We start from the raw sequence: 18,497 nt of genomic DNA, 5'->3' as shown, positions 1-18,497 counted from the left end.
ACCAGCGGGCGCACGCCAAGCGGGTCGCGCACGCCGATCAGCTTGGTGCGGGTCATGGCGATGACGGAAAACGCGCCCTCGACCCGGCGCAGGGCGTCCTTCATGCGTTCGGGAATGTTGCGCTGGATGGAACGCGCCATCAGGTGGATGATGCATTCGCTGTCGCTGCTGGACTGGAAGATGCTGCCGCGCTCGATCAATTCGCGGCGCAGGGCGGCGGCGTTGGTGATGTTGCCGTTATGGGCGACGGCGCAGCCGCCCATCGCGAATTCGCCAAAGAAAGGCTGCACGTCGCGGATGGCGGTGCCCTTGCGGCCTGCGGTCGAATAGCGCACATGCCCGATCGCCAGCGGTCCGGGCAGGGTTTCCATCGTCGATTGCTTGGTGAAGTTGTCGCGGACATAGCCGAAGCGATGGGCGCTGTTGAAGCCGTGTTCGGCGTCATGGGCGACGATGCCGCCCGCCTCTTGCCCGCGGTGTTGCAGCGCATGCAGGCCAAGCGCCACGAAATTCGCCGCATCGGCCACGCCGGTGACACCGAAGACGCCGCATTCCTCGTGCAGGCGGTCCGAATCGAAGGGATGGGCGAGAAATGGCTGCATCATAACCTTGAGAATCCTGTGGCTATGCAGAGGGGGCTGAATGCCTATTTAGGGCCGCCCGCGCGAAATGTCACGCCCCGCCGCCGGCGGGGCGCATGTTTTGTCATCGGGCCGTTACATTTGCGGCGGGTAGCCGGATCAGTTCGCCGGGGCCGCGGGGGCGGTTTCGGCGGGGCCTTCGGGGATTGTGGTCTCGGCTGCGGGCGTGGGCGTGGTGGTCGTTACCGCCTCGGTCGGGGCGCAGCCGCGCACCATCTGTTCGTAGCGGTTCACGATCCAGCTTGGCGCATCCTGCGGGATCTGGTCGCCGACCTGCCCGCTGAGGCGCTTGAACACCTGCGCCGACCGCGAATCGTCCACCATCGCGACGGGCTGGGTGGTCATCACCCGTTCATAGACGATGAAGGCGATGGCGATCAGCAGGATGCCGCGCGCGACGCCGAACAGGAAACCCATGCCCTGATCGACCCCGCCAAGGGCCGAACGCTGCACCACCGACGAAAACAGCGGCGTGATGATCGAGAAGATGACCAGCGCGGCGGCGAAGACCACCGCAAAGCCCGCGATCGTGGCCAGTTCGCAACTGTCGGCCAGGAATCTGTTCAGCCCCGGCACCTGCGCCAGCATCGGCCTGACCGTCGGCGCGAAGATGAAGGCCAGCACCGCCGCCCCGATCCATCCCAGTATGGCCAGCGATTCGCGCACGAAGCCGCGCGCATAGGCCAGAATCGCCGAGAAGATGATGACGACCGCCACAATGCCGTCGATTATCGTGAATCCGTCCATGTCCTTGCCCTTTCGCGGTGTCTTCCGCGCTGGTTAACCAAGATCAGCCCGCGCCGAAGGTTTCGCCCACGAAGCCTGTCAGATCGAGAACGCGGTCCAGCCGCATCCCCTCCATACCCTCGACTTTCTGGGCCTCGGGCAGGATCGCCCGTGAGAAACCAAGTTTCTGAGCCTCTTTCAACCTGTTTTCCGCCTGTGCGACCGGACGCAGGGCGCCCGACAGGCTGATTTCGCCGAAAACCGCCGCTTCAGGGGGCAATGCCACGTCCTCGCGGGCGGAAAGCAGCGCGGCGGCGATGGCCAGGTCGGCGGCGGGTTCGCTGACGCGCATGCCGCCCGCGACGTTCAGGAACACGTCCAGCCCGGCGAAGGGGATGGCGCAGCGCGCCTCCAGCACGGCAAGGATCGTGCTGACGCGGCCCGAATCAAGCCCCACGACCGTCCGGCGCGGGCTGGCCAGCGTGGAAGGGGCGACCAGCGCCTGGATTTCGGTCAGCACCGGGCGCGTGCCCTCGATCCCGGCAAAGACCGCGCTGCCGGGGCTGGGCTGGCCGCGTTCGGACAGAAACAGCGCCGAGGGGTTGCGCACCTCGGCCAGCCCGCCGCCGGTCATCTCGAAGACGCCGATTTCGTCCGCCGGGCCGAAGCGGTTCTTGACGGCGCGCAGGATGCGGAACTGGTGGCCGCGCTCGCCCTCGAAATAAAGCACGGTATCGACCATGTGTTCGACCACGCGGGGACCGGCGATCTGGCCTTCCTTCGTGACATGGCCGACCAGCACGATGGCGGTGCCGCTGCGCTTGGCGAAGGTCACCAGCTCATGCGCCGCCGCCCGGACCTGGCCGACGGAACCCGGCGCGGCCTCGACCGTGTCGGACCACAGCGTCTGGATCGAATCGATCACGGCAAGGTCGGGCTTTTCGGCGTCCAGCGTCGTCAGGATGTTGCGCAGCGAGGTTTCGGCCCCAAGCCGCACCGGCGCATCGGCCAGCCCAAGGCGCTGCGCGCGCATGCGGACCTGTGCGCTGGCCTCTTCCCCCGAAAGATAGATCGTGTGCTGGCCCGCGCGCGCCAGCGCGGCGGTGGCCTGCAAGAGCAGCGTCGACTTGCCGATGCCCGGATCGCCGCCCACCAGCACCGCCGAGCCGGGCACGATGCCGCCGCCCAGGACACGGTCGAATTCCTCGACGCCCGAGCGCGCGCGGGGCGGGGGCGGTTCGGACGCGGCAAGGCCGGACAACGGCACCTGCTGGCCGCGCATCGCGCCAAGGCCGCGCCCCGCCGGTCCCTGGCTTAGCGGGGCTTCCTCGACGATGGTGTTCCATGCGCCGCAGGCTTCGCATCGCCCGGCCCATTTGCGATGGGCGGCGCCGCAGGCGGTGCAGGTAAAGCTGGTGACGGGTTTTGCCATGAAGCGGCTTGTCGCAAATCGCCGCCCCGCCCGCAAGCCGCGCTAATGCAGCCCCAGGCCCGCGCGCATCATCAGCCGCCTGACCGGGCCCGAGGCGTAAAGCCCGCCAAGCGCCGCCGCCCGCAGGTCGCGAAGGGGGCGGGGCAGGAACATGCTGGCGCGGTTCAGCGCGTCGATCCCCATCAGCCGCGCCATCGCGTCGGGGCGGCGCTGGCGGGCGTATTGGGCAAGGCTGTCCGCCGACCCCGGATCGTCCTGCGACAGCCGGACCAGCACGGCCAGGTCGGCAAGGCTCATGTTCAGGCCCTGCGCGCCGATGGGGGGCACGACATGGGCTGCCTCGGCGATCAGGGCGGTGCGCTGGCCCGCGAAACTGTCGGCGATCTGGCTGATGATCGGCCAGACGGTCAGCCGCGTCGCCTGGGTCAGGTGGCCAAGCACCCCGGCGGAACGGCTGTTCATCTCGGCCTCGAAATCCGCGGGCGGCAGGGCGGCGAGGCGGGCGATCTCGGCCCCGCGCTCCAGCCAGACCACGGCCGAGGAATGGCGCCCCTCGCGGTCGGGCAGCGGGACCAGCGTGAACGGCCCGCCCGAGCGATGCACCTCGGTCGAGACGTTTTCGTGGGGTCGGTCATGGGTCACGGCGAATGCCAGCGCCTTCTGGCCATAGCGCAGCGTGCGCACCCCGATACCAAGCGCCTCGCGCACGGGCGAGTTGCGCCCGTCGGCCCCCACGACCAGCCGGGCGCGGATGCTGGTGCCGTCGCTTAGTCGCACGATGGCGCCGGTTTCGCGCGTGACCAGCCCGGCGGTGCCGGTGCCGGGGCGGAACTCGACATTCTGCAACAGGCGCAGCCGGGCCGAAATCTCGCGCTTGAGCAGCCAGTTCGGCAGGTTCCAGCCGAAGGGATCGTTCGAAATCTCGTCGGCGTCGAATTCGCGCACCAGCCGGGCCTCGGGCCGTGCGCCGCCCGCATCGACGATTCGCATGACCTGCAAGGGCGAGGCATGGGGCGCCAGCCCGTCCCACAGCCCGGCGTCGCGCAGCACCTGCACCGAAGGTTGCAGGAACGCGGTCGAGCGCAGGTCCGACCCCGCCGCCCCTTCGTCGGTGACGGGCGGGGCGGGGTCGACGCAAAGCACCCGGTGGCCCGCGCTGCCGAAGGCCGCCGCCGCGATCAGCCCGGCGATGCCGCCGCCGGACACCAGGACATCGACGCAATCGGAATCATGGATGCTCATGGACGGTCACGCCCCTTTCGCGCGGTGAAACAGGTGGGGGTCAGAACCCCGCCGCGTAGGCTATCAGCAGCGCCATCACGACGACCGTGGCGGCCAGCGCCAGCATGGTCAGCCCCGGCAGGCCCCAGATCACGGTGATCAGGACGGCCAGCACCACCAGCAGGGCGACGCCCGCAAGGATCCGGGCGGCGGCACGGAATTCTTCCTTCGATTGCATTTCCCTGTCGGCGGTCACGGCGTCGCCGATCGCGTCCGTCGCGGTGTCGAGGGGGTTGGACATGGCTTCCTCCTTAGCAGGCATTTCGGTTCAGGTGACGAGTTCTTCCAGAAAGCTGGTCAGATCCATAGCGTGGAAATGGACGTGCGGACCATGATCTTGATCAAGTTCCGCCATCTCGGGGCGATAGGGGCTGCGCCCGACCAGCACGGTTCCCATCCCCAACCCATGAGGCACCAGAAGGTTGCGCGGGTCGTCCTCGAACATCACGGCGCGGTTGGGGTCGAAACGGTGCTGCGCGATCACCGACTGATAGGCGCGGGCGTCGGGCTTGGGGTGGAAATCGACCTCCTCGACGCCGAAGACCGCATCGAAGAAATCCAGCCCCCGGCTTTGCAGCACCCGGCGGGCATAGCGGGAATCGCCGTTGGTGTGGACGATCTTGCTGCCGGGCAGCGCGCGGATCGCCTGCGCCAGCCGCGGATCGGGTTGCAGCACGGAAAAGTCGATGTCGTGGACGTCGCGCAGATAGGGCAGCGGGTCCAGCCCGTGTTCGGCCATCAGCCCGGCCAGCGTGGTGCCGTGCTGGCGCCAGTAGCGGTCGCGCAACTCGTCCGCCGCGTCCTCGGCCAGCCGCAGTTCGCGCATGACATAGGCCGTCATCCGCCGCTCGATCTGCGCGAAAAGCTGCGCCTCGGCGGGATAGAGCGTGTTGTCCAGGTCAAAGATCCAGGTCTGGATGTTTTCGGTCTGCATTCCCGTTGACTAGACGCTGGCGGCATCGCTTGCAATCCGCGGCGGAAAGGCGGATCGTCACGGCCATGAAAGACGATGCCTACAGCCTGATCCTGAATGCGATCGAAAGCGGAGTTTACGGCCCCGGTGCGCGGCTGGTCGAATCCGAACTGGCCGAGCGTTTCGGCGTGTCCCGCACCCCCGTGCGCGAGGCGCTGCAACGGCTGGAAACCCAGTCCATGCTCAAGCGCGACGGGCGCAGCCTGATCGTGGCGACGCTGGACCACAACCAATTGGCCGAGCTTTACACCGTCCGCGCCGAGCTTGAGGCGCTGGCCGCCCGCCTCGCCGCCCGCCACGCCACCCCCGAAGAGGTCCGCGTCCTTGCCGACATGGTCCGCGAGGACCGCGCCGTCATCGACGATCCGCAGGCGCTGGCGCGCGCGAACCGGCGGTTCCATCACCAGATCCATCTGGCGTCGCACAACCGTTTCCTGATCCGGCAGCTTGACCTGGTGCATCGCGGCATGGCGCTGATGGCGCGCACGACGCTGGCCGCCAGCGGCAGGGGAGAGGCCGCCTTGGCCGAACATCAGGCGCTGGTGGACGCCGTCGCCTCGGGCGACGGGGCGGCAGCGGAAAGGGCGCTGCGCGAACATATCTCGAACGCCTACGAGACGCGGCTGAAGGAAGAGGCGCGGCTGATCGCGGAAATGCCGCCCTCGGCCATCGACAACGAGGTCTAGGGGGGCGGCTTGCGGCGTATCGAGACCCGCGACGACCTGGCCGAGGGCGCGGCGCATCTGGCGGCCGTCTGCCCCGTCTGGGCCGGGGTCCTGCCGCGCCTTGGTCCCTTGCCGCTCAGGCGCAGGCGCGACGGCTTTCCGGCGATCTGCGATGCCATCGTGGGGCAGCAGATCTCGACCGCCGCCGCCTCGGCCATCGCGGGGCGGATGCGGGCGGCGGGGCTGCTCTCTGCGCGCGCCGTCGCCCGCGCCGATCCGCAGGCGTTGCGCGATGCCGGGCTGTCGCGGCAAAAGATCGCCTATCTGCAAGCCGTGGCGCGGGCCGGGGTCGATTGGCGCGCCCTGCGCGATCTGCCCGACGACGAGGTGGCCGCCCGGCTGGTCGCCCTGCCGGGGATCGGGCGCTGGACGGCGGACATCTACCTGAAATTCGCGCTTGGCCGCGCCGATGCCTTCGCCTCGGGCGACCTCGCGCTGGCCGAGGCGGCGCGGCTGCTTTACGCCCTGCCCGAACGCCCCCGCCCCGCGGCCCTGACCGCGCTTGCCGCATCCTGGCGGCCCTGGCGCGCGGTTGCGGCGCGGGCCTTGTGGGCCTACTACCGGCTGGAAAAGGGACGCGAGGGCGTCCGGTGACAAAGGGGGCCACGATGGCACGAGAGTTGAAATCCGCCCGCAAGGGGCCGGCGAAGGCGGGGTCCGTCGTCGTGTTCCTGCATGGCTATGGCGCGGATGGGGCCGACCTGCTGGGGCTGGCCGATCCGCTGGCGCCGCATTTGCCCGATACCGCTTTTTATGCCCCCGACGCCTCTGAACGCTGCGTCAACAATCCGATGGGCTACCAGTGGTTTCCGATCCCCTGGATGGACGGCTCGACCGAGGAACAGGCCCGCGATTCGATGGCGCGCTCGATCCGGGACATCGACGCCTTCCTGGACAAGGTGCTTGCGGATGAGGGGCTTTCGGCGGATCGCATGGCCTTGGTCGGCTTTTCGCAAGGCACGATGATGGCGTTGCATGTCGCGCCGCGCCGTCCGGTGCAGATCGCCGGGATCGTGGGCTTTTCCGGCCGCCTGCTGCTGCCCGAGGCGCTGGCCGCTGACGCCCGCGTCAAGCCGCCCGTCCTGCTGTTGCACGGCGACCAGGATCCGGTGGTGCCCTTCGCGGAAATGGGTCTGGCCGAAACCGCGCTGAAGGCGGCGGGGTTCGAGACCCACAGCCATGTCATGCCCGGCACCGGCCACGGGATTTCACCGGACGGGCTGTCCGTCGCGCTGGCTTTCCTGCGCCATCATCTTGGGGCTTGAAACCGCAACGCCAGTGGTTACGTTACCCTTGGACAAGACGGAGGAATGTCTCATGGAGCTGATCTGGATGGCCGCAATCGCATTGGTCCCGTTCAGCCTGGTGATCGCCCGGGCGGCGCGTCGCCAAGCCGTCGAGGTCCGGGCGGGGACGCGCGGCAAGCGCCGCTGATCCTCGGCCTCTAGTCCCAGATCCGCGGGTCGGCGATCTCGATCGAATTGCCCGCGGGGTCCCGGAAATAGATCGAACGCCCGCCTTGGGGCCATTCGAAATCCGCCTCGATCCCGACGCCGCAGCGGGTCAGGTGGGTGCGCCATGCGTCGATATCCCGCGCGGCAAGGCAATAATGCCCCGGCCCGCCCGCGCCATGCGGCGGCACCGGCAGGCGGGCATCGGGGGCAGGGGGCTGCTGCGTGGCCTGGGGGTCGAACACCAGCAGGACGCCGTTTCCCGTCTGGAAGAACACATGCCGCCCCGGCACGGCGGTGATCTCGCGCAGGCCCATGACGCGCGTCCAGAAATCGCGCGCGGCGTCCAGATCGTCGGCATAAAGCGCCGATTCCAGCGTTCCCAGATGTGCGGGCGGTTCTTGCGTGTTCCTCATGTCGGCCCAACACCGGCGGGCCGGCTTTCGTTCCCCCGCCGCCTTTTTCCGTCACGGTCGTGTCACGCGCGCCAACTAGGCTGCGCCCACGATACAGGTGCTTGCCAGGGCGAAGATGCCATATATAGTCGTTTCGCCGGTATATGGCTTCCGCATGAAGACGGAGCAAAGACGATGCCAAGGGACACAGGGGATTTCAGGACGCAATTCGTGCGAGAGCCAGGGGGGCTGAAGCACTTCCCCGCGCTGGTCCTGAACGCCGATTTCCGCCCGCTGTCCTATTACCCGCTGTCGCTTCTGCCCTGGCAAGAGGCCGTCAAGGCCGTCTTTCTGGACCGTGTCTCGATCATCGCCGAATATGACGAGGTGGTGCGCAGCCAAAGGCACGAGATACGCATGCCCTCGGTCGTGGTGCTGAAGGATTACGTCAAACCCCGCAAGCGCGTGGCATTCACGCGCTTCAATCTTTTCCTGAGGGACGAATTCGCCTGCCAGTATTGCGGGGCGCGGGGCGACCTGACCTTCGATCATGTCGTGCCGCGATCAAAGGGCGGGATCACAAGCTGGGAAAACGTGGTCGCGGCCTGTTCGCCCTGCAACCTGAAGAAGGCCAACCGCCCGCTGTCGCGCTCGGGGCTGCGGCTGCGGCGCAACCCGCGCAGGCCCTCGGCCTCGGACCTGCATGCGGCGGGGCGGCGCTTTCCGCCCAACCACCTGCATGAAAGCTGGATCGACTTTCTCTATTGGGATGTCGAGCTGGAAAGCTAGCGCCCCCGCTGCCCCAGCTTGCGCGACGGCCGGCCCAGCAGATGCACCAGCGCGGCGGCAAGGACGGCACCCAGCCCCAGGGCGGCCAGCGGAAAGCGGGCCGCGACGGCCAGCCAGACCGTCAGCGCGGCGGCAACGATCACCCCGGCAATCAGAAAAAGGAAATGCGGTAACGGCATCCTGACCTCTGGCAATATCACCACCAGCATAGGAAAGCCTGCGCCCGAGTCAAAAACCCTTTTCGGGGTTGTGGCGATTGCGCGCTTTCCCGCCGCTTGCCGCGCCCAAATGTTCGTTTTATGTTCCGGTCCATCCGCCTGACAACCCGGCCTTGCCCCATGCTGCCCCCGCGCAATCCCGACCAGATCCTGAAGGCGCGCGGCGCCGATACCGCGCCGGTGTCCCGGTTCGAGCCTTACGTGCGCATCCGCGAAGGCGACGGCTGGGACATCCCCGAGGGGTCGCAACTGCTGAAAACCGAGGTGCGCGAGGAACGCGCGCGCAGCATCCTGACCCGCAACACCTCGCCCGATATCGCCTTCGACAGGTCGGTCAACCCCTATCGCGGTTGCGAACATGGCTGCATCTATTGCTATGCCCGGCCCAGCCATGCCTTTCTGGGACTGTCGCCGGGGCTGGACTTTGAAACCGTCCTGACCGCCAAGCCCGATGCGCCTGCGCTGCTGGAAAAGGCCATCTCGCGGCCCGGCTACAAGGTGGCGCCCATCGCCTTCGGCACCAATACTGACCCCTATCAGCCGATCGAGGGCGCGCGGCGGATTATGCGCGGCTGCTTGCAGGTGCTGCATGACTGGAACCACCCGCTCAGCCTGGTGACGCGGGGCGCGACGGTGCTGCGCGACCTGGACCTGCTGGGTGCGATGGCGGCGCGCGGGCAGGTGATGGCCGGGGTCTCGGTCACGACGCTGGACCCCGCGCTGTCGCGGCAGATGGAGCCGCGCGCGCCCGCCCCCGCCACCCGGCTGCGCATGATCGCGGCGCTGGCGGGGGCAGGGGTGCCGGTCGTCGTCATGGTCGCCCCCGTCATCCCCGTCCTGACCGAGCCGGAAATCGAGGCGATCCTTGCCGCCGCCGCCGATGCGGGCGCCCGCGCGGCCAGCATGATTCCCGTCCGCCTGCCGCTGGAGGTCGCGCCGCTGTTTCGCGACTGGCTGGCGCGCCATCACCCCGGCAAGGCCGATCATGTCATGTCGCGCATCCAGACCATGCGCGGGGGGCGCGACAACGACCCGGCTTTCGGCAACCGGATGCGTGGCACGGGGATCGAGGCCGACCTGATGCGCCAGCGCTTCCGCCTTGCGCGCAAGCGCCTGGGGCTGGACCATCCCCTTCCGGCGCTGGATTGCACACGCTTTGCCGCGCCGCCAAGGGCGGGGGATCAGCTTTCGCTGTTCTGACCTGTCGGGAATGCCTGAAAATGGTGCTGCTGGACAGGATTGAACTGTCGACCTCTCCCTTACCAAGGGAGTGCTCTACCACTGAGCTACAGCAGCGCCGTGGAGGGGCATCTAGACCGGTCCGCGATCCGTTGCAAGGGGGTTCGGGAAAATTTCCGCGCCTTGCCCGCGCGGCACGGGGTGGGGGCGCGCATATCCGTGCGGCTCATTCTGGACGGGGTCGCGGCATGGCGTTAACAGGGGGCATGAACAAACGCCGAAACCCACCGACCGACGGGGACAGCCGCGAGCAGCGGCTGCGCGCCGCGCTTCGCGAAAACCTTGCGCGCCGCAAGGCGCAGGGCAGGGCGCGCGCGGCGGAAGACGCGAACCGGGCAGAGCAGACGCAGACAGGGGCGCCGCAAGACGGTCCCGACGACAGGCAGGAGAGATAGATGGACCAGATCATCGTGCGGGGCGGCGGGGCGCTGAATGGCGAGATTCCCATTACCGGGGCCAAGAACGCCTGCCTGACGCTGATGCCGCTGACCTTGCTGACGGATCAGCCGCTGACGCTGACCAATGCGCCGCGCCTGTCGGATATCCGCACCATGACGACGCTGCTGCAATCGCTTGGCTCCGAGGTCGCGCCCTTGCAGGACGGGCAGGTGCTGGCCATGTCCAGCCACGCGCTGACCGGGGTGAAGGCCGAATACGACATCGTGCGCAAGATGCGCGCCTCGATCCTGGTGCTTGGCCCACTGCTGGCCCGCTATGGCGAGGCGGTGGTGTCCCTGCCCGGCGGCTGCGCGATCGGCGCGCGGCCCGTGGACCTGCATCTGCGCGCGCTTGAGGCCCTGGGCGCACAGCTTGAACTGCGCGACGGCTATGTCTGGGCCAAGGCGCCCTCGGGCGGGCTGAAGGGCGCGGATTTCACCTTCCCGCTGGTCTCGGTCGGAGCCACGGAAAACGCCGTGATGGCGGCGGTGCTGGCCAAGGGCACCAGCATCCTGCGCAATGTCGCGCGCGAACCCGAGATCGTCGATCTGGTCCATTGCCTGCGCCGCATGGGTGCGCAGATCGAGGGCGAGGGGAGCTCGACCCTGACCATCGAGGGCGTCACCGCCCTGACCGGCGCGACCCATCCCGTTGTCACCGACCGGATCGAGCTTGGCACCTACATGCTGGCCCCCGCGATCTGCGGCGGCGAGGTGGAATGCCTGGGCGGGCGGATCGACCTGGTGGCCTCTTTCTGCGAAAAGCTGGACGAGGCGGGCGTCGATGTGATCGAGACCGCGCGCGGCCTGAAGGTCGCCCGCAAGAACGGCCGCATCCGCGCGGTCGATGTCGTGACCGAGCCTTTCCCCGGCTTTCCCACCGACCTGCAAGCGCAGATGATGGCGCTGATGTGCACGGCCGAGGGCACCTCGGTCCTTGAGGAAACCATCTTCGAGAACCGATTCATGCACGCGCCGGAACTGGCCCGCATGGGTGCGCGGATCGAGGTCCACGGCGGCCATGCCACCGTCCACGGCGTCGAAAAGCTGCGCGGCGCGCCGGTGATGGCGACCGACCTGCGCGCCAGCGTCAGCCTGATCCTTGCCGGGCTGGCCGCCGAGGGCGAAACCGTGGTCAGCCGGGTCTATCACCTTGACCGCGGCTATGAAAAGGTGGTGCGCAAGCTGCGCGGCGTGGGTGCGGAAATCGAACGGATCAAGGAGGACAGCCAGCATGAGTGACGCAAGCTTCCACGACGCCGACCCCGCGCCCCTGGCGCTGAAGGCCGAGGATGCCAAGGACCTGCTGATCGTCTCGGCCCTGGTGCAGGATGCGATCCTGCCGGTCGGCGAGATCGCCTATGACCGGCGGCGGCGCTGCCTTGCGCTGTTGCTCAACCGTTTCCGCTGGGAGGATGCCGAACAGGCCGCCCGCGAAAACCGCCCATATGAGCGGGTGCGGGCGGTGATGGCGGTCTCGGACGTGCTGCGGGTGCAAAGCGACGGTATCGACCGCAAGGACACCGACCTGGTGCTGGAACTGCTGCGCATCGACTGGGAGCCTGCCGAGGACGGCGCGGGCCGCGTCCTTCTGCAATTCGCGGGCGACGGGACGCTGGCGCTGGATGTCGAATGCCTCAACATCGACCTGCGCGACGTGACCCAGCCCTATGTCGCGCCCTCGGGCAAGGCGCCGCGCCATCCCGACTGACCGCCCGCCGATGCCTTAGCCTGTGATGCGCCCCGCCGACACATGGCGATCAACCGGAGCCAGATCATGCCGATCTTCCTGAATACCGAACAGCCCGATTTCGAACCGGCATTCGCCCGGATGCTGGGCGCCAAGCGCGAGGATTCCAGCGATGTCGGCGATACCGTCGCCGCGATCATCGCCGATGTGCGGGCGCGCGGGGATGCGGCGGTGATCGAACTGACCGCGCGTTTCGACCGGCTGGAGCTGACGCCCGACACGCTGGCCTTCTCGCCCGCCGAGATCGCGGCCGAGGTCGCCAGGGTCTCGCCCGAGGATCGCGCCGCGCTGTCGCTGGCGGCGGAACGTATCCGCGCCTATCACGCCCGCCAGCTTCCCGCCGACCAGCAATGGACCGACCCCGAGGGCGCGACGCTTGGCTGGCGCTGGACGGCGGTCTCACAGGCGGGGCTTTACGTTCCGGGCGGGCAGGCAAGCTATCCGTCCTCGGTCCTGATGAACGCGATTCCGGCGCGGGTGGCGGGGGTCGAAAGGCTGGTCGTCTGCGTGCCGACGCCCGGCGGCGTGGTCAATCCGCTGGTGATCCTGGCTTGCCAGCTTGCGGGTGTCGATGAAATTTATCGCATCGGCGGCGCGCAGGCGATCGCTGCGCTGGCGCATGGGACGGCGACCATCCGGCCCGTGGACAAGATCACCGGGCCGGGCAATGCCTATGTCGCCGCGGCCAAGCGGCAGGTGTTCGGGCGCGTCGGTATCGACATGATCGCAGGCCCGTCCGAGGTGCTGATCATCGCCGAAGGCGACCAGAACCCCGAATGGCTGGCGCTGGACCTGCTGGCGCAGGCCGAACATGATGCCGATGCGCAGTCGATCCTGATCACCCCCGATGCCGCCCTGGCCGATGCCGTCGTGGCCGAGGTCGAGCGCATCCTGCCCACCCTGCCGCGCGCCGATATCGCCGGGGCAAGCTGGCGCGACTATGGCACGGTGATCGTCACCCGCGACCTCGATCAGGCGGCGGCGCTGTCGGATCGGATCGCCCCCGAGCATCTGGAACTCTGCGTGCCCGACCCTCAGGCGCTTTGCCGCAATATCCGCCATGCCGGCGCGATCTTCCTTGGCGGCTGGACGCCCGAGGCGGCGGGGGATTACGTTTCCGGCCCGAACCACGTGCTGCCCACGGCGCGCTCGGCCCGGTTTTCGTCGGGGCTGTCGGTGCTGGATTTCCTCAAGCGCACCACCGTCGCGCATCTGACGCCCGGTGCGCTGGCAACCATCGGCCCGGCTGCGGCGCGGCTTGCGACATCGGAAGGGCTTGACGCGCATGCGCTTTCGGTCTCGGCTCGGCTGGAACATGTTAACGAGGTGGGGAAATGACCCAGGCGCGCATTTGCAGGATAGAGATCGACGACAGCGGCTTGCCGCCCCCCTCGACCGAGATGGAGCAGGAACGCAAGGTCGCCATCTTCGACCTGCTGGAAGACAACAGCTTCGTGCTGCCCGAGCGCGACGGGCAGACGCCCCCCGACGGTCCCTATGCGCTGGCCCTTGCCGTGCGCGAGGGGCGGCTGGTCTTCGACCTGTCCACCGAGACGGGCGCGAAACTGGCCGAGTTCCACCTGTCCTTCGGCCCCTTCCGCCAGACGATCAAGGATTACTTCCAGATCTGCGCCAGCTATTTCGACGCGGTAAAGACCCTGCCCCCCGCGCAGATCGAGGCCATCGACATGGCACGGCGCGGCATCCACAACGAAGGCGCGCGCACCTTGCAGGAACGGCTGGAGGGCAAGGCGAAAATCGACATCGACACCGCGCGCCGCCTGTTTACCCTGATCTGCGCCCTGTTACCGGGGTCCTAGGTGACACGGATATTCCCTCAATCGGTGCTGTTTTGCTGTGATCACAACGCAATCCGCTCGCCGATGGCCGAGGGGATGATGAAGAAGTTCTACGGCCAGACCTGCTATGTCCAGTCGGCGGGCGTGAAAAGCGACATGGAGGTGGACGGTTTCGCCATCGCCGTCGCGCAGGAACTGGGGATCGAGATTTCCCGCCACCGCGTCCGTTCCTTCGAGGAGATGATGGACTGGGGCGACGATCTGGGCGGGTTCGACCTGGTCGTCGCGCTGTCGCCCGCCAGCCAGCGCCATGCGCTTGAACTGACACGGGTTTTTCATCTGGACGTCGAATATTGGCCGGTCATGGACCCTTCCGGCCTGGCCGAGGGGCGCGAGGCGAAGCTGGCCGCCTATCGCCAGACCCGCGACCAGATCCGCGACCGCATGATCGAGCGTTTCGGCCCGCCGACCGAGCCGCAGGATTAATCCTCGGCCCCCATCGCTTGCCCGATCCGGGCCGAAATCACCTCGGGCGAGGGGCGCGGACCGCGCGGGCGGCTGTGCAGCGCCTGGTGCATCGCGGCGACGTGGTCCGGCGTCGTGCCGCAGCAGCCGCCGATGATGCGCACGCCAAGATCGCGGGCCAGCACGGCGAATTCGGCCATCGCCTCGGGCGTGGCGTCATAGATCAGCCCGCCGTCCTGATAGCGCGGCACGCCCGCGTTCGGCTTGGCGATCATCACCCTTTCGCTGCCCGAGGCGGCAAAGCCCGCCACCGCCTGCAACAGCTCGGCAGGGCCGGTGCCGCAATTTGCGCCGTAAGCGTCGGGGGCGGGCGAAAGGCGTTCGACCAGCGCGGCAAGCTGGGGCGGCGTCACGCCCATCATGGTCCAGCCGCCCGGCTCGAAACTCATCATCGCGCACCAGGGCAGGCCCACCGCGCGGGCGCTCGCACCGGCGGCGCGCAATTCCTCGACCGCGCTGATGGTCTCGACCCACAGCAGGTCCGCGCCGCCGTCCTTCAGCCCCTGCGCCTGATCGGTAAAGATGCGGGTCGCCTCGGCTTCGGTCAACTGGCCCATCGGGGCCATGATCTCGCCCGTGGGACCGATCGAGCCTGCGACCAGCACCGGCCGGTCCGCCTGATCCGCTGCCGCGCGTGCCAGCCCGGCGGCGCGGCGGTTCAGGTCGTGGACGCGCCCTTCAGCCCCGGCCAGCCGCAACCGGCAGGCATTCGCGCCGAAGCTGTTGGTCAGGATGATGTCAGCCCCGGCGGCGATCATCCGGCGATGCAGATCGGCCACGCGGTCGGGATGGGTTTCGCACCAGAGGTCCGGCGCCTCGCCCGGCGCCAGGCCCATGTTGTAAAGATTCGTCCCCGTCGCGCCATCGGCAAGCAGCCAGCCGCGTTCGGCCAGCAATCGGTTGAGCGTATGACCCTGCAATTCCGGCTTTCCCCCTGCGAAACTTCTGCGCCAGCGGCATGCCGCCGGTGTTGGCTGATCGGGTTTTACGGCGCGACATGCGCGGGATCTTTGTTCCTGCGCATGTTCGGAGCATGAAATCCCGCAAATCCCCTAGCGCGAGCGGATCATGCCCATGATCTCTTTCGTGCCTTCGACGATGGGCCGGGCGATGGCGGCGGCGCGCTCGGCCCCGTCGCCAAGGATGCGGTCGATCTCGGCGGGGTCGGCCATGATGCGGTTCATCTCGGCGGTGATCGGGGTCATGACGGAAACCGCCAGTTCGGCCAGCGCGGGCTTGAAGGCACCGAAGCCCTGACCCTCGAAGCGCGGCAGGATCCGGTCGGCGGTTTCGCCGGAAAGGGCGGCGTAGATATTGACGAGGTTGCGCGCCTCGGGGCGGTCCTTCAGCCCGTCCATGCTGCCGGGCAGGGGGTCCGCGTCGGTGCGCGCCTTGCGGATCTTCTGCGCGATCTGGTCGGCATCGTCGGTCAGGTTGATGCGGCTGGCGTCCGAGGGGTCGGATTTCGACATCTTCTTGCTGCCGTCGCGCAGGGACATGACGCGGGTGGCCGTGCCCTCGATCAGCGGTTCGGTGATCGGAAAGAATTCGGTGCCGTAGTCGTGGTTGAACTTGGCGGCGACGTCGCGGGTCAGCTCAAGATGCTGCTTCTGGTCCTCGCCCACGGGCACGTGGGTTGCGTGATAGGCAAGGATATCGGCGGCCATCAGCGAGGGATAGGCCAGAAGGCCAAGGCTGACGCGCTCGGCATTGGCGCCGCCCTTGTCCTTGAACTGGGTCATCCGCTCCATCCAGCCAAGCCTTGCGACGCAGTTGAAAAGCCATGCGAGTTCGGCATGTTGCGCGACCTGGCTCTGGTTGAACAGGATCGACTGGCGCGGATCGACGCCCGAGGCCATGAAGGCCGCCGCCACCTCGCGCGTGTTGTGGCGAAGCTTTTCGGGGTCCTGCCAGACGGTGATCGCATGCAGGTCCACGACGCAATAGATGGTCTCGCGATCCGTCCCCTGAAAGCCCGCGAAGCGGCGCAGCGCACCGAGGTAATTGCCCAGGGTCAGCCCGCCCGAGGGCTGGATGCCAGAAAAGACGCGGGGTTTGAAGGTCGCCGACATGCCACTACCTGCTTGGAAAATTGCTTGGGCTGCCTTACCTCTTGCCCGCAGCGGGCGCAACAGCCCAGACCCTTTTGGCCGCGGACAGGCCGCCCCGGAACAAGGAAAGACCATGCGCCCCGGCTTTGACGAATCGCCCTTCAACCCCGTGCCGCTGGTGGTCTGGCTGCTGGCCCTGCCCGTGATCGCATCAGAGGCCGCCTTCGGACTGGCGCAGACGGGGCTGCTGAACACCGGCCTGGGGGGCGGGCAGGGCAGTGCGCTGGCCATGCGCCAGATCGCGGCAGAGCGCACGGCCTTCGTCCCCGATATCGTGCTGCGGATGTGGAGCCTGGGGCTTTTCGATCCGCGGCAGGCCTCGCGGGTCCTGACCTATTCCTTCGTCCACCTGTCGCTGGTCCATGCGTTGTTCGTCGTCGTCTTTACGCTGGCGCTTGGGAACATGGTGGCCAGCCAGTTCCGGCCCTGGGCGGTGGTGGCGCTGTTCTTCGGCTCGGCCATCGGGGGCGCGCTGGTCTATACGCTGATCGCGGCGATGTTTCCGCATTGGCGCATGGCGCCGCTGATCGGGGGCTATCCGGCGGTCTATGGGCTGGTCGGGGCCTTTACCTTCCTGCTGTGGACCCGGTTGGGCCAGCAGAACGCCAACCGGATGCGCGCCTTCAGCCTGATCGGCATCTTGCTGCTGTTCCAACTGGTCTTTGGCCTGCTGTTTCAGGACGGTAGCCTTTACTGGGTGTCCGAGGTGGCGGGCTTTGCAACCGGCTTTGCGCTGTCCTTCGCGCTGATCCCCGGCGGGTTCCAGCGCATCCGCCGCCAGTTGCGTCAACGCTGACGGCGCAGGCCCGATTTCAGCTCGCCCAAGCGCACCGCGCCAAGGGCAAGGGCCGCGGTGGCGTAGACCGCCATCCCGCCCAGGACCAGCACGGCCAGCGCCAGATAGCGCATCCCGCCGGTGACCAGCATCTGCTGCAACATCGCCGCCATGACGTAAAGCGCCACCCCCATCAGCCCGGCGGCCAGCACGATGCGCGGCAGGCGCTGGCGCAGCCGCGCGTCCATCCGCGCGGCTGCGTCCATGCGGTGCGTGCCCAGCCAAAGCTGCGCGGCCATCGTCCAGCCCGCGATGGTGGTGCCCCAAGCGGCGGCGGAAAAACCGATCAGTGGCGCAAGCCCGATGGCGCAGAGGGCATTCACGACCATCGACCACAGCGCGTAGCGGAAGGGGGTGCGCGTATCCTCGCGCGCGAAATAGAGCGGCTGCAAGACCTTTTGCAGCACGAAGGCGGGCAGGCCCAGCCCATAGATCGCCAGCGCCAGCGCCGTGGGCGTCACGTCGCTTTCCAGATAGGCCCCGCGCTGGAAGAGGACCGAGACCAGCGGCCAGGCGATCACCACCAGCGCGACGGCGGCGGGCAGGGTCAGGAACAGCGCGAACTCGGCCGCGCGGTTGTAGGCGTTGCGCCCGCCGGCCGTGTCCCCGGCCTTGAGGCGGCGCGAGATGTCGGGCAGAAGCACGATGCCGATGGCGATGCCGACCACGCCAAGCGGCAATTGATACAGCCGGTCGGCGTTGTTGAGCCATGAAATCGCCCCGTCGAAGAAGGATCCGACCTGCCGGCCCACCAGCAGGTTGATCTGCACCACGCCCCCCGCAAGGACGGCGGGACCGGCGATGACCAGCAAGCGCTTCATGTCCGGCGTCATGCGGGGCAGGCGCAGCCGCAGGGGAAAGCCCATGCGCCTTGCCGCGAACCAGACCATCGCAAGCTGCGCGATGCCGGAAACCGGCGTGGACCATGCCATTGCCAGCCCCATGTCCCAGCCCTGCCATTGCGCCAGCAGCATCGCCGCGATCAGCACGATGTTCATCAGCACCGGCGCCGCCGCCGCCGCGACGAAACGTCCGCCCGCGTTCAGCACCCCCGACAGCAGCGCGGTCAGCGAGATGAACAGGATATAGGGAAAGCAGATCCGTCCATAGACCACCGCCAGGTCGAAACGCTCATCCCCCGCAAAGCCCGCCGCCTGTGCAAAGACCAGC

At 68.0% G+C, this 18,497-nt stretch carries 22 protein-coding genes, 1 tRNA gene and 1 pseudogene; 12 read left to right on the top strand and 12 right to left on the bottom strand.

What is annotated here, in order from left to right:
* From Q0O97_RS16210 to Q0O97_RS16185, 6 genes and pseudogenes are all read right to left on the bottom strand, one after another.
* Nucleotides 1-602 (bottom strand): annotated as a pseudogene (locus Q0O97_RS16210) (amidophosphoribosyltransferase); the annotation flags it as partial.
* Between the two features lie 138 nt (nt 603-740).
* The gene (locus Q0O97_RS16205) at nt 741-1,388 is read right to left on the bottom strand and encodes a CvpA family protein (protein ID WP_294931757.1); all 648 of its coding nucleotides are present in this window, start codon (nt 1,386-1,388) and stop codon (nt 741-743) included.
* A 43-nt stretch (nt 1,389-1,431) separates the two neighbouring features.
* Nucleotides 1,432-2,799 (bottom strand): DNA repair protein RadA, encoded by a 1,368-nt coding sequence (gene radA, locus Q0O97_RS16200; protein ID WP_294931754.1) that lies wholly within the window; start codon nt 2,797-2,799, stop codon nt 1,432-1,434.
* A 42-nt stretch (nt 2,800-2,841) separates the two neighbouring features.
* Nucleotides 2,842-4,041, bottom strand: a complete 1,200-nt coding sequence (locus tag Q0O97_RS16195) for a UbiH/UbiF family hydroxylase (RefSeq protein WP_294931751.1) — start codon at nt 4,039-4,041, stop codon at nt 2,842-2,844.
* A gap of 40 nt (nt 4,042-4,081) precedes the next feature.
* Complete coding sequence (locus Q0O97_RS16190; protein ID WP_294931749.1) at nt 4,082-4,321, bottom strand: hypothetical protein; 240 nt, start codon at nt 4,319-4,321, stop codon at nt 4,082-4,084.
* 27 nt (nt 4,322-4,348) lie between these two features.
* A complete protein-coding gene (locus Q0O97_RS16185) occupies nt 4,349-5,014 on the bottom strand; it encodes a pyrimidine 5'-nucleotidase (protein ID WP_294931746.1) in 666 nt (221 codons plus the stop codon).
* A 65-nt stretch (nt 5,015-5,079) separates the two neighbouring features.
* Between Q0O97_RS16185 and Q0O97_RS16180 the strand changes: the two genes are divergently transcribed.
* From Q0O97_RS16180 to Q0O97_RS16170, 3 genes are read left to right on the top strand one after another with little or no spacing between them, the layout of a single operon-like run.
* Nucleotides 5,080-5,739, top strand: coding sequence for a GntR family transcriptional regulator (locus Q0O97_RS16180; protein ID WP_294931743.1), 660 nt, complete (start codon nt 5,080-5,082; stop codon nt 5,737-5,739).
* Nucleotides 5,740-5,748: 9 nt separating this feature from the next.
* The gene (locus Q0O97_RS16175; RefSeq protein WP_294931740.1) at nt 5,749-6,372 is read left to right on the top strand and encodes a DNA-3-methyladenine glycosylase 2 family protein; all 624 of its coding nucleotides are present in this window, start codon (nt 5,749-5,751) and stop codon (nt 6,370-6,372) included.
* A 14-nt stretch (nt 6,373-6,386) separates the two neighbouring features.
* Nucleotides 6,387-7,043, top strand: a complete 657-nt coding sequence (locus Q0O97_RS16170) for an alpha/beta fold hydrolase (protein WP_294931736.1) — start codon at nt 6,387-6,389, stop codon at nt 7,041-7,043.
* Nucleotides 7,044-7,222: 179 nt separating this feature from the next.
* Here the strand turns inward: Q0O97_RS16170 and Q0O97_RS16165 are convergent, their stop codons facing one another.
* Nucleotides 7,223-7,645 carry a VOC family protein gene (locus tag Q0O97_RS16165; RefSeq protein WP_294931733.1) on the bottom strand — a complete coding sequence of 141 codons (423 nt, stop codon included), beginning with the start codon at nt 7,643-7,645 and terminating at the stop codon, nt 7,223-7,225.
* Nucleotides 7,646-7,819: 174 nt separating this feature from the next.
* On the opposite strand from Q0O97_RS16165, the gene Q0O97_RS16160 reads away from it, so the two are divergent.
* On the top strand, nt 7,820-8,413 hold the full coding sequence (locus tag Q0O97_RS16160) for an HNH endonuclease (RefSeq protein ID WP_294931730.1): 594 nt from the start codon (nt 7,820-7,822) through the stop codon (nt 8,411-8,413).
* On the opposite strand, the gene Q0O97_RS16155 is transcribed toward Q0O97_RS16160, so the two are convergent.
* Entirely contained in the window at nt 8,410-8,592 is a 183-nt protein-coding gene (locus Q0O97_RS16155) for a hypothetical protein (protein ID WP_294931727.1), read from the bottom strand. The genes Q0O97_RS16160 and Q0O97_RS16155 overlap by 4 nt on opposite strands.
* Nucleotides 8,593-8,712: 120 nt before the next feature.
* Between Q0O97_RS16155 and Q0O97_RS16150 the strand changes: the two genes are divergently transcribed.
* On the top strand, nt 8,713-9,831 hold the full coding sequence (locus tag Q0O97_RS16150; RefSeq protein WP_294931724.1) for a PA0069 family radical SAM protein: 1,119 nt from the start codon (nt 8,713-8,715) through the stop codon (nt 9,829-9,831).
* Between the two features lie 21 nt (nt 9,832-9,852).
* Here Q0O97_RS16150 and Q0O97_RS16145 read toward each other — a convergent pair.
* Nucleotides 9,853-9,927 (bottom strand) — tRNA-Thr (locus tag Q0O97_RS16145).
* Nucleotides 9,928-10,076: 149 nt separating this feature from the next.
* On the opposite strand from Q0O97_RS16145, the gene Q0O97_RS16140 reads away from it, so the two are divergent.
* The 6 genes from Q0O97_RS16140 (at nt 10,077) to Q0O97_RS16115 (ending at nt 14,342) form a co-directional block, all read left to right on the top strand.
* Complete coding sequence (locus Q0O97_RS16140; protein ID WP_294931721.1) at nt 10,077-10,265, top strand: hypothetical protein; 189 nt, start codon at nt 10,077-10,079, stop codon at nt 10,263-10,265.
* Nucleotides 10,266-11,549, top strand: coding sequence for a UDP-N-acetylglucosamine 1-carboxyvinyltransferase (gene murA / locus Q0O97_RS16135; protein WP_294931719.1), 1,284 nt, complete (start codon nt 10,266-10,268; stop codon nt 11,547-11,549).
* Complete coding sequence (locus Q0O97_RS16130) at nt 11,542-12,018, top strand: DUF2948 family protein (protein ID WP_294931717.1); 477 nt, start codon at nt 11,542-11,544, stop codon at nt 12,016-12,018. The genes murA and Q0O97_RS16130 overlap by 8 nt, the downstream gene beginning before the upstream one ends.
* 66 nt (nt 12,019-12,084) lie before the next feature.
* Nucleotides 12,085-13,395 (top strand): histidinol dehydrogenase, encoded by a 1,311-nt coding sequence (gene hisD / locus Q0O97_RS16125; RefSeq protein ID WP_294931715.1) that lies wholly within the window; start codon nt 12,085-12,087, stop codon nt 13,393-13,395.
* Nucleotides 13,392-13,877 carry a UPF0262 family protein gene (locus tag Q0O97_RS16120; protein ID WP_294931712.1) on the top strand — a complete coding sequence of 162 codons (486 nt, stop codon included), beginning with the start codon at nt 13,392-13,394 and terminating at the stop codon, nt 13,875-13,877. The genes hisD and Q0O97_RS16120 overlap by 4 nt, the downstream gene beginning before the upstream one ends.
* Nucleotides 13,878-14,342 (top strand): low molecular weight phosphatase family protein, encoded by a 465-nt coding sequence (locus tag Q0O97_RS16115; protein ID WP_294931709.1) that lies wholly within the window; start codon nt 13,878-13,880, stop codon nt 14,340-14,342.
* On the opposite strand, the gene bmt is transcribed toward Q0O97_RS16115, so the two are convergent.
* Nucleotides 14,339-15,301: a betaine--homocysteine S-methyltransferase gene (gene bmt, locus Q0O97_RS16110; RefSeq protein WP_294931706.1), complete on the bottom strand. Its 963-nt coding sequence runs from the start codon at nt 15,299-15,301 to the stop codon at nt 14,339-14,341. The genes Q0O97_RS16115 and bmt overlap by 4 nt on opposite strands.
* A gap of 132 nt (nt 15,302-15,433) precedes the next feature.
* Nucleotides 15,434-16,453: a tryptophan--tRNA ligase gene (gene trpS, locus Q0O97_RS16105; protein ID WP_294931703.1), complete on the bottom strand. Its 1,020-nt coding sequence runs from the start codon at nt 16,451-16,453 to the stop codon at nt 15,434-15,436.
* A 112-nt stretch (nt 16,454-16,565) separates the two neighbouring features.
* Between trpS and Q0O97_RS16100 the strand changes: the two genes are divergently transcribed.
* Complete coding sequence (locus Q0O97_RS16100; protein WP_294931700.1) at nt 16,566-17,288, top strand: rhomboid family intramembrane serine protease; 723 nt, start codon at nt 16,566-16,568, stop codon at nt 17,286-17,288.
* Here Q0O97_RS16100 and murJ read toward each other — a convergent pair.
* The coding region (murJ, locus tag Q0O97_RS16095; protein ID WP_294931697.1) for a murein biosynthesis integral membrane protein MurJ at nt 17,279-18,497 on the bottom strand (1,219 nt) is incomplete at its 5' end. The genes Q0O97_RS16100 and murJ overlap by 10 nt on opposite strands.

This window comes from uncultured Paracoccus sp. (assembly GCF_945915435.1).
Lineage (GTDB): Bacteria > Pseudomonadota > Alphaproteobacteria > Rhodobacterales > Rhodobacteraceae > Paracoccus.
This window is presented reverse-complemented; position numbering and strand designations above follow the sequence as displayed.